The following is a 12373-nucleotide window of genomic DNA, read 5'->3' as shown; positions in this document are numbered from 1 at the left end:
AGAGCGTTCTGGGCTTGGAACTTTATGCCGCAGCGCCGGCGGATAACCCAAAGGCCGCGGCCGATTTCGGAGGCGATCATGCGGCAGATCAAAATTCTACAGCGTCCTTTGTGCGTCCAAAAAGACAGGCGGCGCGGTCGGCGACCAGTCGACAAAGTTGCAACTTCTTAAGCTTGGTTAACGCGTTGTTTACCACGTTGGGGCGAAATGTGCGCATGTCGGTTACCCGTGTCTATCCTGTATTGAATTTTTCACGGTTTTTCGGAGCGCGGATGAGACCCGGGAAGCTCGTCTTCCACTGCAACAAGCCAAGCAGTCGCCTTCGTCCCGGCAGGACTTTGGGAACCTGGTGAAAGCCAGCAATTCTGAAACGGGCGCATTGATGAACAGCAAGCGGTCCTACCTCGATACACTCAACGCCGGCAGGCAACGCCGGCCGCACACGACGCTTGAAGAGCTCAACCGCTCCCTGGAAACGCTGGAGCAGCGACTAGAGCGGACGCGCGAGGAGACGGCAAGCCACCCCGATCCGCGCCGATCAGCGGCAGAACCGCGCTATTCCAGCGCCCAACCCTATGGCCAGCAGCGCCGGTATGAGGATCCACGCGCGCAGCGGCCGAAAGGTCCAGCAGCGGCTTTCGACCAGAATTACCAGGCGATCGCCCGCGATATCGACCGGGTGCGCGGTCAGGAGGACGGCGTCGCCCTAGCCGGCAAGATCGCCGGGGAATTGCGCGGCCTGCGCGAAGAGCTGCGCCAGCAGATGACCTCCGGCCTGCAACGCGAGTTCGATGTACTGCGCAAGAATATTGAGCGAGCCTTCCAGTCAAATGGTGGCGGCAAGGGCAGCGCCGAACTCGGCGTCGAGTTCGAGCGCCTTTCCGGCGCCATCCAGACACTGGCCGAAAAAAGCGACGACAGAAGCGTCAATATGCTGCGGCTCGAGCTTGAGCAGGTCAAGGCCGCGCTCGATACGCTGGCGCGCGAGGAGAGCGTGCAGGCGGTCGGACGCCGCTGGGACGATTTCGACCGCCGCTGGAACGCCTTCGAGGACCGCGTCGAGGCCGATCAGCGCAAGCGTTCCGATGCACCCGGCCTGTCGGCGCTGACGGAGCGGCTCGAACAGATCAGCAATGCCGTCAGCAATCTGCCGGAATCGCTGTCGCTGCGCTCGCTCGAGGAAAAGGTCCGCACGCTTGCCGGAGCGGTCGACCATTTCGCCCGCCAGCAGGACAATCGCGGCGGCGACACATTCAGTCAGATCGACGAGCGGCTCGACGAGATTTCCCGCGCGATCGTCGCCTCGACGGTTGCCGCGCAAGCCAATTCGTTCGACCCCGAGCCCTTCGAACGCATCGAGAAGCGGATCGATTCACTGGCCCAGCAAATCGAAGAAGTGTCGCAGGATCGTCCGGGTCGGGAGGTCATCGACCGTCTCAACACATTGTCGAGCCGTGTGGATGAGCTGGCCGGCCGAGCCAATCTGCCGGAACAGGCGATGGAGCGGCTTGCCAGGCAAGTCGCGCTTATTGCCGACAAGATCGACCATGCACCTGCCATGCCCGACGCGGACTACATCTTCCAGGGGCTCGAGCAGCGCTTCGACGTGCTGTCCAGCATGATGGAACGTCGCCAGGGCGACGCCATCGAACAAGGCAACATGCTGTTTCGCGACCTTGAGCGCCGGTTGGACGAGGTCGCCGACAGGCTCGACCAGCGCATGCCGCAGGTCGACAGCGCCGGCATCATGGATGCCATCGACGCCCGCTTCACCGCGCTGGCCAAGCGGATGGAGACGCGCGTTCCGGATCCTGCCAACGAGGCGGCGATCCGTGGCCTGGAGAGCCGGCTCGAAGACATCTCAAGCCGGCTGGATTCGTCCGCGGCACAGGTCGCCAGCATCGACCCGGCGTTGATCCGCAGCCTTGAAGCGCAGGTCGCCGGCCTGACGGCGCATCTTTCCAAGCCCGGCACGCCGCTGCCGGAATTCGACGACATCAGCCCGCGCCTCAACGAAATCGAGAAGTCGCTGGCCGGAACCCGCGATTCCATCCTCGGCGCGGCGCGCGAGGCGGCTGAGAGCGCCGTCCGCTCGCTGGCCGGATCAAGCGCGAACACGGCGGCCGTTACCGGCCTCGCCCAGGACCTGAAGACGCTTGAGGCACTGACGCGCCGTTCGGACGAGCGCAATTCGAGGACGTTCGAGGCTATCCACGATACGCTGCTCAAGATCGTTGACAGGCTTGGTTCACTGGAGACCGGCGAACCGGCAAGCGCGGAGTTGAGCAAGCGCTTCGGCCGGGCATCCAAGATCTCGGTGCAGGACGCACCGTCGATGGACCTCGACCAGCCGCTGCCGTTGACGGGCAGCATGGCCGATCTCGACGGCCGCGCCGCGGCGCTCGTGCGCGACGAACCAGGTCCGCGTACGCCGGCTGAGGCCGCCGCCGCAGCCGCCCTGGCGGCTCTCGGTTCAGACACGACGCGTGAAAAAACCGAGCAAGGCGGCGGCAGGAAATCGATGTTAGGCGGGCTGGCGCGCGCCTTGAAGGGCAAGAAGGACGCCGAGATGCCGCCGCTTGCAGGCTCGGCGCCGAGCGCCGAGATACCGAGCGTCGATCTCGACGAGCCCCTCGACCCCAAGCTCGCCAACCGGCCACTGGAACCCGGCTCCGGCGCACCCGACCTCAGCGCCATCATGAAGCGCGTGCGCGACGAGCGCGGGCAGCCGTCCCGGGAAGGCGGCGCTGAGGCGGCGAAATCGGACTTCATCGCGGCAGCCAGACGGGCTGCGCAAGCGGCGGCCGCCGAGGCGGACGCCCTCAAGCGCCAGTCGACGATGAAAGGCCCGGTCAAGGCACTCAGGATCGGCGACCTGCTCAAGGCGCGGCGCAAGCCGATCCTGATGGGGGCAATCGCCATCATGCTGGCGCTTGCCGGCCTGCAACTGGGCAAAGCCTTCTTCTCCGACCCGGTCGAAGTCGCCAACAATGAGGCGGCACCGGCCGTGGCCGTACAGCCGGTGGAAACTGCATTGGCCAGCGTTGCCAGCGAGCCGAAGGCGGACGCGCAGACGACAGCACAGGAGAGCGCGCCGTCGCCCACCGTCAGGCAGGCAGAACCATCCGCATCGATGACCAAGGACGACACGGCGGCGCAAACTGGCCCCGCCACAGCGGCAACCGAGGCATCGACGGCGCCCTCGGCTGCCGCGGCATCCGCTGACCTAGCGGCGCCAGACACCACGGCCGCAGTGCCCGCGCCTGCAGCGGCGACGGTCAGCTACGCCGAGCCAATGGCTGCCGCGCCTGCTATCACCACCGCTGCGACGCAGGACACGACGGGCACGGTGCCGCCAGCGGATGCTGCCGCGGCAGCAGGCGCCGAGATCGACGTTCCGGCCGATGCCGGTCCGGTCGCCCTGCGCGATGCAGCGGCCGGCGGCGACGCCAAGGCGCTGTTCGAGATCGGCTCGCGCTACGCCGAGTCGCGCGGTGTCAAGGAAGACATGGCGGCGGCGGCCAAATGGTATGAGAAAGCTGCCGACCTCGGTTTCGCACCGGCAGAATACCGCATCGGCAATTTCTACGAGAAGGGCATCGGCGTCGCACGCGACATCAAGAAAGCGAAGACCTGGTACCAGCTTGCCGCAGAGCAGGGCAATGCCAGCGCCATGCACAATCTGGCCGTGCTGTTTGCGATGGCGGCGGATGGCGTGACCGACAATGAATCGGCAGCGCGCTGGTTCCAGGCGGCGGCGGATCTCGGTGTCAAGGACAGCCAGTTCAATCTCGGCATCCTCGCGGCGAAGGGCGTCGGCATGAAGCAGAACCTCGAGGAGAGCTACAAATGGTTCGCGCTCGTCGCCAAGACCGGCGACAAGGATGCGGCGGCCAAGCGCGACGAGATCGCCAAGGCGCTGAGGCCCGAGCAGCTGGAGCGTGCGCGGGCCGCGGCTGAACTGTGGAAGGCCAAGCCGCTCGATCCAGCCGCCAATTCGGCCGACATTCCTGAATCGTGGCAGGATGGCACACCGCAGACGACGGCCGGCATCGACATGAAGAAAGCGGTCCAGAACATCCAGCGCATTCTCAACAAGAACGGCTACGAAGCCGGCAATCCCGACGGCATGATGGGCCAGAAAACCAAGAACGCGATCATGGCCTTCCAGGCCGACAACGACATGAAGGCAACCGGCGCGATCGACGAAAAACTGGTCAAGGCGCTGCTCGCGCGCAAATAACGGCGGATGCGTCGTTTCCGCGACGTCCCTGCCACAGATTTGCCTGTTAACTGATTGAGTTGTTTTTTGTTTCGGCAGCGCGACGAAGTTTGACTTCACCGCCCGGCCGGCGCAAGAACGAGATAACCTTCTGACGCAAAATGCCCGCAACGGTTGCATTCGCCAGGAGGCAAACTGATCGAGACTGACGGGTGGGCATCTATCTCCCGATCGCGGAAATTTCCGTCAACGTCTTCGTGCTGCTGGCAATGGGCGCAGCGGTGGGTTTCCTGTCGGGCATGTTCGGCGTGGGCGGCGGCTTTCTCATCACGCCGCTGCTGATCTTCTACAACATACCGCCGGCAATCGCGGTCGCCACCGGCGCCAACCAGGTCATCGCTTCCTCCTTTTCCGGCGCCCTGTCGCACATGAAGCGCGGCACGCTCGACTTCAAGCTCGGCGGCGTGCTTTTGGCCGGCGGCATCGTCGGTTCGACCGGCGGCATCTATGTCTTTGCACTCCTGCGCCGGCTCGGCCAGCTCGACCTGTTCATATCGCTGCTCTACGTCGTGCTGCTCGGCACTGTCGGCGGGCTGATGCTGGTCGAGAGTGTCAATGCACTGCGCGCCACCCGCAGCGGCGCCGCACCGGTGTTGAAGAAATCCGGCCAGCACAACTGGATCCACCGCCTGCCGCTGAAGATGCGGTTCAGGGCCTCGAAGCTCTTTGTCAGCGTTATTCCGGTGCTTGGGCTGGGCGCGGCGATTGGCTTCCTGTCGTCGATCATGGGAGTCGGCGGCGGCTTCATCATGGTGCCCGCCCTGATCTACCTTTTGAAAGTGCCGACCAACGTCGTCATCGGCACCTCGCTGTTCCAGATCATCTTCACCTCGGCCTACACCACGCTGGTCCACGCCACCACCAACCAGACGGTCGACGTCATGCTCGCCTTCCTGTTGATGGCAGGCGGCGTCGCCGGCGCACAATATGGCGCCAAGGCCGGTCAGAGGCTGCGGGGCGAACAACTCAGGGCACTGCTGGCGCTGCTTGTGCTGGCGGTCGCCATCCGGCTCGCCATCGATCTTTTCGTCACGCCTCCCAATCTCTATTCGCTGTCCGGCGTGGGCCTGAGCTGATGGCTGGCTTGAGGACGCTCGCGGCCGCCGCCTTGCTGTCGCTGCTGGCCGCGGCGTCACCGGCGAAGGCACAGACGCCACTAACCGAAAACATCCAGATCGGCCTTTCCACCGACAATGTCTCGATTACCGCCGGCTTTTCCGGCGCCGACCTGACCATCTTCGGATCGCTGGAAAATGCCGATCCGCTTGTCGCACGGCAAGGGCGCTACGACGTGATCGTTGTGCTGGAAGGCCCGGCCCGACCGGTCGTCGTGCGCCGCAAGGACCGGGTGCTCGGCGTCTGGGTCAATCTGGAGTCGGAGACCTTCGAAAACGTACCTGTCTCCTATTCGGTGGCGACGACGCGGCCGCTGCAGGACGTCACCGATCCGAACAGCTACAGGCAGCTGTCGCTTGGCGCCTCCAACCTCTATTTGCAGCCGGCCGACGCCGAGGACAGCCCGGCGACAATCGAGGAGTTCACCGCCGCGCTGCGCGAGCGCAAGGCGGCAACAGGCCTCTACAGCGAGAATGTCGGCGGTGTGCAGTTCCTGTCGCAGAACCTGTTCCGCGCCACCGTCAGGCTCGCTCCCAACGTTCCGGTCGGCACCCACAAGGCCCGCGCCTTCCTGTTCAAGAGCGGCCTGTTCATCAAGGAAAGCTCCGCCCAGCTCGAAATCCGCAAGTCCGGTTTCGAACAGTCGATCTTCCGCGTCGCGCACGACTACTCCTTCCTCTACGGTGTCTTTGCCGTATCGCTGGCCATGCTGACAGGCTGGCTCGGAAGACTGGTCTTCAGGAAAGACTGAACTCTCGTAAAAGTGGTTTCCCTTTCCGAGGGTATGGGCTAGACCGCGACCCCCGGCCCGACCGGACACGAGCTGCTGCTCCCCAAATCAGAAATACAGGAACGCACGATGCGACCAGCATTTGCCGGGATCGACTTCGGCACTTCAAATTCCACCGTGAGCGTGGTCAGGAACGGGCAGCCGCGGCTGGTGCCGTTGGAAGACGGCCAGGTCACGCTGCCCAGTGCGGTGTTTTTCAATTTCGAGGACAACCGCACCTATTTCGGGCGACGCGCCATCGCCAACTATACGGACAGTATCGAAGGCCGCCTGATGCGCTCGCTGAAGAGCGTGCTCGGCAGCTCGCTCGCTCATGAAAAGACGCGCATCAAGGCGCGCTCGATCGGCTTCATGGAAATTGTCGGCCTATTTGTCGGCCACCTGAAAAAGAAGCTCGAAGAAAACGCCCTCGACACCGTCGAAAGCGTCGTGCTCGGACGGCCGGTACAGTTCGTAGACGACGACGCCGGGGCCGACGCCGGGGCCGAGCACGAACTCGAAAATGCCGCTCGCGCCCAAGGCTTTAAGCATATCGCCTTCCAATTCGAGCCGATCGCGGCGGCACTCGATTACGAGCAGAAAGTGACGCGCGAGGAACTGGCGCTGATCGTCGACATGGGCGGCGGCACGTCCGATTTCTCTATCGTGCGGGTCTCGCCCGAGCGCGCCCGCTCGCTCGACCGCAAGGACGATATCCTGGCCAGCCGCGGCATCCACATCGGCGGCACCGACTTCGACCGGCTGCTGAGCATCGCCCATGTAATGCCGCAGCTCGGCTATCTGACGTCAACCAAGGACGGCAAGCGCAATCTGCCGGCGAGCTACTTCATCGACCTGGCTACATGGCAGCGCATCAACCTGGTCTACACCGCAAGGGCGATGACGCATCTGCGCCAGATCCGCTACGAGGCGGAGCGCGCAGACCTGGTCGAACGCTTCATCCACATCGTCGAGCATCGTTACGGCCACGCTCTGGCGGCGCTGGTCGAAAGGGCCAAGATCGAGCTGACGCACCGATCGTCGGCCGGTATCGAGGTCGCGCTACCGGAGGTGAGGTTCACGGCAGAGATCACGCGCGAAGGTCTCGAAGCCACTATCGCTCGGGATATTGAGCGCGTTGCAGGTACCGTCGAGCAGACCGTCCGCGACGCGCAGGTGAAGCCCTCCGATATCACGGCGGTGTTCCTGACCGGCGGATCGACCGCGATCCCGCTGGCCAGGCAGCAGATCCTGGCTCTGGTGCCGCAGGCGTCGGTAATCGAAGGCGACGTGTTCGGCTCGGTCGGGCTTGGGCTGGCGCTCGACGCGCAGCGGAAGTTCGGCTGATCGGCTTAAAGCGGCGTGGCTCTCTCAGCTTTGCCGCCGAGATGCGCCTTGAGCGCCATCTGGGCCAGGCTTGGCTGCCGGTCGCGATGCGTGATCATGGCAAATTCGCGCTTCGGCAGATCGATCGGCACGGAACGCAGGCTGCCTTCGGCGACCGCGCGCGCGACGACGAGTTCCGAAATGATGGTGGCGCCGGCGCCGGCCTCGACTGCCTGGCGAATAGCCTCATTGCTCGGCAACACCAGGAATATCTGCAGGTCCGCAAACGAAATCCCGTCGCGTCGGGCAAGGTCCTCCAGCGCCTCGCGCGTGCCCGACCCGCCTTCGCGAATGATCCAGCGAAGCCCCCCAAGGTCCGGATGCCCAGGCGAAACTTCGGCGATCTCGGAATGCGAGCGCGCCACGACCAGTATCATGCGATCGATATCGACCTTGGCACGCCGCAATATGTCGGATTCGGTGCGCCCCTCGACCAGGCCAAAATCCGCTGCGCCATCAAGCACATTGGTCTCGACCTGCCTGGTGTTGCCAATGCTCACGCTCAGCCTGACGGCAGGATAGGCTTCGTGGAAAGAGGCGAGCCGGCGCGGCAGCCAATAGCTGGCGATGGTCTGGCTGGCAGCGATCGAGAGACTGCCTGATATCGTCTGCGAGACATGCTCCAGCACGTTGTGGGCGGCCGCCGCCCGCTCGAGAACCGCCTTGGCCTCCGGCAGGAACCGGCGCCCGGTCTCGGCGAGCTCTATGTTGCGGCCAACGCGATTGAACAACTGGACGCCATGCTGCTGCTCGAGCGAGCGGATCGCGGCGGATGCCGCCGACTGTGAGATGCCCACCAACTCGGCCGCTTTGGTCATGTGCGCCCGTTCGGCGACGGCGACGAAGATCCGCAATTGGTCCAGAGTCATGCCGGCATTAAGAAGCAAATCCGATTGGAATTACAAGAGCAAGTTGTTAGACAGATTGATTGCTTTGTTCTAGATTTTGGCCCGAAATTGGAAAAAAGTCGCGCCAGAACAGTCGAGGCTAGAAATTGGTGAGGCTGTTCAAATCCGTGTTTGCGCACTGGACCCGCAGCCTGCCATGGCGGCTCGTCGGTGAACGCTATCGGCCGGAACAGCATTACATGCGCGGCCCAGGCCCGAAGACGAGAGCCAAGGCCGCGGAACGCAAAAACATCGCCGGATCATGACCAACGAACCGCTGCGCGGCGCCAACTCAGCACCATCCCAACGGCCGCTTGCCGATACGCGCGCGCCCGCTGAAGGCGACGGCGTCGATACTTCGCCCGATGTCTCCGACAGCGTCGCCAAGACCACTTGCTATATGTGCGCCTGCCGCTGCGGCATCGACGTCCATATCAAGGACGGCAAGGTCCGCTACATCAACGGCAACAAGGACCACCCGGTCAACCGCGGCGTGCTGTGCGGCAAGGGCAGCGCCGGCATCATGCAGCATTACAGCCCGGCCCGGCTGAAGAAGCCGCTGCTACGCACCGGCCCGCGCGGCTCGGGTGAGTTCCGCGAGATCGAGTGGGAGGAAGCTTTGTCGATCGCGACGAAGCGGCTTTCGAATATCCGCCGAACCGATCCGAAGAAACTCGCCTTCTTCACCGGGCGCGACCAGTCGCAATCGCTGACCGGCTGGTGGGCGAGCCAGTTCGGCACGCCGAACTTTGCCGCCCATGGCGGCTTCTGCTCGGTCAATATGGCGGCCGGCGGCCTCTACACGATTGGCGGCTCGTTTTGGGAGTTCGGCGAACCCGATTGGGACAACACCAAATATTTCATGCTGTTCGGGGTTGCCGAAGACCATGATTCCAATCCGATCAAGATCGGCCTCGGCAAGCTCAAGGCGCGCGGCGCCAAGGTGGTCTCGATCAATCCCTGCCGCACCGGCTATAATGCAATTGCCGACGACTGGATCGGCATCCGGCCTGGCACCGACGGCCTGTTCGTATTTGCCCTCATCCACGAATTGCTGAAGGCAGGGCGCGTCGATCTCGACTACCTCTTGCGCTACACCAACGCCCATCTTCTCGTCATTCAGGAGCCTGGTGCGGCCGACGACGGGCTGTTCATGCGCGATGATGGCGGCAATCCACTGGCTTGGGACAGGGTGGCGAAGATGCCTGTCGATGCCAGCAATGCCGATGCGAAACCGGCATTGACCGGCAGCGTTCTAGTTGACGGCCGCCGCGGCGTGCCGGTCTTCCAACTCGTCGCCGACCGCTATCTGGACGAGAGCTATTCACCCGACGCCGTCGCTGACCGGTGCGGCATCTCCGCCGACACGATCCGACGCATTGCTGCAGAACTCGCTCATGTCGCCTTCGAACAGCAAATCGAATTGCCGGTGGCCTGGACGGACTGGGCCGGCCGCCGGCACGAGACCATCAAGGGCCGGCCGGTGTCGATGCATGCGATGCGCGGCATCTCGGCCCATTCGAACGGTTTTCACTCCTGCCGCGCCATTCATCTGCTTCAGGTGCTTCTCGGCACGGTGGACGTGCCGGGCGGCTTCCGCTTCAAACCGCCTTATCCACGGTGTGCACCGCCGGGTCCGAAGCCAGCCGGCAAGAATGTGAAGCCGATGACGCCGCTGGACGGCATGCCGCTCGGTTTCGTCTGCGGACCGGGGGACCTGCTGATCGATGAAGCCGGCAAGCCCATTCGTATCGACAAGGCCTACTCCTGGGATGCGCCGCTTGCAGCACACGGCCTCATGCACACGGTCATCCGCAACGCCTGGGCCGGCGATCCCTACACGATCGACACGCTATTCATGTACATGTCGAACATGGCCTGGAACTCGTCGATGAACACGGTCGAGACGATGGCGATGCTGACCGACATGGATGCGTCGGGCGAGTACAAGATCCCGTTCATCATCTATTCCGACGCTTATTATTCCGAGACCGTGCCGTTCGCCGATCTGGTGCTGCCGGATACGACCTATCTCGAGCGTCATGACTGTATCAGTCTGCTCGACCGGCCGATCAGCCACGCCGACGGGCCGGGCGACGCCATCCGCCATCCCGTCGTCGAGCCGGACCGCGAGGTCAGGCCGTTCCAGACGGTGCTGATCGAACTCGGCGCGCGGCTCAGCCTGCCCGGCTTCGTCGACGACGATGGTTCCGCCAAATACCGCGACTATGCCGACTACATCGTCAATCACGAGCGCACACCAGGTGTCGGTCCGCTCGCCGGCTGGCGCGGAAAGGACGGGGCCTCGGTTGGCAAGGGCGAGGTCAATCCCGACCAGTTGCAGCGCTACATCGATAATGGCGGCTTCTGGCACCAGGATTTCGCCGTCGATCAGCGCTACTATAAGATGGCCAACCGCTCGTATCTCGAATTCGCCGAGAGCATGGGCTTCATCCCGAAGGCCGAGCCGATCGCCTTCCAACTCTATTCCGAGCCGATGCAGCGCTTTCGCCTTGCGGCGCGCGGCCATGGCGGGGTGCTGCCGCCGAAGGCAGAGTGCAGCCGTATCGAGACCTATATGGATCCGCTGCCGTTCTGGTACGCGCCCTTCGAAGAGGCTGCGGTCGATAGCCAAGTCTATCCGCTCCACGCGCTGACGCAGCGGCCGATGCATATGTACCATTCATGGGGTTCTCAGAACGCGTGGTTGCGGCAGATCACCAGCCAGAACCGGCTGTTCGTGCATCACCGGACCGCAGCCAGCCTCGGGCTTGTCGATGACGACTGGGTGTGGATCGAGAGCATCAACGGCAAGGTAAAAGGACAGATCAAGCTGGTCGACGGCGTCAACGCAGATACGGTGTGGACCTGGAACGCCATCGGCAAACGGCGCGGCAGCTGGGGGCTCAAGGATGACGCGGCCGAATCCAATCGCGGCTTCCTGCTCAACCACATCATCGGCGACCAGACCTCCGCCGATGCCAGCGGCAAACGCTATTCGAATTCCGATCCGGTGACCGGTCAGGCGGCGTGGTTCGACCTGCGCGTGCGCATCGTCAAATGCGCGCCCGAGGAAGCTGGCTTCACCGAACCGCAGTTCGAGCGGTTCCGGCAGCCGCCGGAGTCTGAGCCCTCGCCCGACAAACTGAGTTTCGGCGCCGAGTTCCGCATGAAAAGAGAAGCCGCCGAATGACTTGCCTTCCCGCCCATACCGACAAGAAGCTCGGCCTTGTCATCGATCTCGACACCTGCGTCGGCTGCCAGGCCTGCGTTACCGCCTGCAAAGAATGGAACACCGGCGGCCATATGGCGCCGCTAACCGACATCGACCCCTATGGCGGCAATGTTGACGGTGTCTGGTTCAACCGCGTGCACAGTTATGAGCACATGACCGAGATGGGTGGGCGCACGGTCAATTTCCCACGCTCCTGCCTGCACTGCGAGACACCGGCGTGCGTCACGGTCTGCCCGACCGGCGCCTCCTACAAACGGGCGTCGGATGGCATCGTGCTGGTCGACGAGGACAAGTGCATCGGCTGCAAACTGTGCAGCTGGGCCTGTCCCTACGGTGCGCGCGAATTCGACACCGATGTTGGCGTGATGAAGAAATGCACGTTGTGCGTCGACCGCATCTACAACGACAATCTGGCGGAAGAAGATCGCGTGCCTGCCTGCGTTGCCGCCTGTCCGACCAGCGCGCGGCATTTCGGCGATCTGGGCGATCCGGCATCGGCTATCTCGCAACTGGTGGCCGAGCGCGGCGGTGTCGATCTGATGCCGGAAATGGGCTATAAGCCGACCAACAAATATCTGCCGCCACGTGCCCACACCACCCGCGCCGCATCGGTACCGGCGCCGGCGCTTGAAGCGGTGCGGGCCGAAGGCGGCTTCCTCGGCTGGGTCGACCGCATGCTTTCGAACTGACCCGTGCCT

At 63.7% G+C, this 12373-nt stretch carries 7 protein-coding genes; 6 read left to right on the top strand and 1 reads right to left on the bottom strand.

All coding sequences use genetic code 11. From position 1 onward, the window contains the following. Positions 1–382 precede the first annotated feature (382 nt). The 4 genes from NKH70_RS16685 to NKH70_RS16670 all read left to right on the top strand — a co-directional run bounded on the left by NKH70_RS16685 (position 383) and on the right by NKH70_RS16670 (position 7514). Entirely contained in the window at positions 383–4243 is a 3861-nt protein-coding gene (locus NKH70_RS16685) for a peptidoglycan-binding protein (RefSeq protein ID WP_352978700.1), read from the top strand. A gap of 191 nt (positions 4244–4434) precedes the next feature. Further along, positions 4435–5358 (top strand): sulfite exporter TauE/SafE family protein, encoded by a 924-nt coding sequence (locus tag NKH70_RS16680; protein WP_352715723.1) that lies wholly within the window; start codon positions 4435–4437, stop codon positions 5356–5358. After that, positions 5358–6149, top strand: a complete 792-nt coding sequence (locus NKH70_RS16675; RefSeq protein ID WP_352715726.1) for a TIGR02186 family protein — start codon at positions 5358–5360, stop codon at positions 6147–6149. The genes NKH70_RS16680 and NKH70_RS16675 overlap by 1 nt, the downstream gene beginning before the upstream one ends. Before the next feature lie 108 nt (positions 6150–6257). Then, positions 6258–7514 (top strand): Hsp70 family protein, encoded by a 1257-nt coding sequence (locus tag NKH70_RS16670; protein WP_352715728.1) that lies wholly within the window; start codon positions 6258–6260, stop codon positions 7512–7514. A gap of 5 nt (positions 7515–7519) precedes the next feature. Here NKH70_RS16670 and NKH70_RS16665 read toward each other — a convergent pair whose 3' ends face one another. After that, positions 7520–8422, bottom strand: a complete 903-nt coding sequence (locus NKH70_RS16665) for a LysR substrate-binding domain-containing protein (protein WP_352715731.1) — start codon at positions 8420–8422, stop codon at positions 7520–7522. Positions 8423–8702: 280 nt separating this feature from the next. Here NKH70_RS16665 and NKH70_RS16660 point away from each other — a divergent pair, with 280 nt between their 5' ends. Next, positions 8703–11633, top strand: coding sequence for a molybdopterin oxidoreductase family protein (locus NKH70_RS16660; protein WP_352715734.1), 2931 nt, complete (start codon positions 8703–8705; stop codon positions 11631–11633). Then, a complete protein-coding gene (locus NKH70_RS16655; protein ID WP_352470094.1) occupies positions 11630–12364 on the top strand; it encodes a 4Fe-4S dicluster domain-containing protein in 735 nt (244 codons plus the stop codon). The genes NKH70_RS16660 and NKH70_RS16655 overlap by 4 nt, the downstream gene beginning before the upstream one ends. Positions 12365–12373: the final 9 nt, after the last annotated feature.

Origin of the sequence: Mesorhizobium sp. M0991, from assembly GCF_040318915.1 — a bacterium.
Lineage (GTDB): Bacteria > Pseudomonadota > Alphaproteobacteria > Rhizobiales > Rhizobiaceae > Mesorhizobium.
Note: the sequence above shows the minus strand (reverse complement) of the source record. Positions and strands in the feature narration are given on the sequence as shown.

Excerpts from the sequence above, each read along its gene's own strand:
- NKH70_RS16675 (WP_352715726.1), top strand. The coding sequence starts at position 5,358 with ATGGCTGGCTTGAGGACGCTCGCGGCCGCCGCCTTGCTGTCGCTGCTG.
- NKH70_RS16655 (WP_352470094.1), top strand. The coding sequence starts at position 11,630 with ATGACTTGCCTTCCCGCCCATACCGACAAGAAGCTCGGCCTTGTCATC.
- NKH70_RS16685 (WP_352978700.1), top strand. The coding sequence starts at position 383 with ATGAACAGCAAGCGGTCCTACCTCGATACACTCAACGCCGGCAGGCAA.
- NKH70_RS16665 (WP_352715731.1), bottom strand. The coding sequence starts at position 8,422 with ATGACTCTGGACCAATTGCGGATCTTCGTCGCCGTCGCCGAACGGGCG.
- NKH70_RS16660 (WP_352715734.1), top strand. The coding sequence starts at position 8,703 with ATGACCAACGAACCGCTGCGCGGCGCCAACTCAGCACCATCCCAACGG.
- NKH70_RS16670 (WP_352715728.1), top strand. The coding sequence starts at position 6,258 with ATGCGACCAGCATTTGCCGGGATCGACTTCGGCACTTCAAATTCCACC.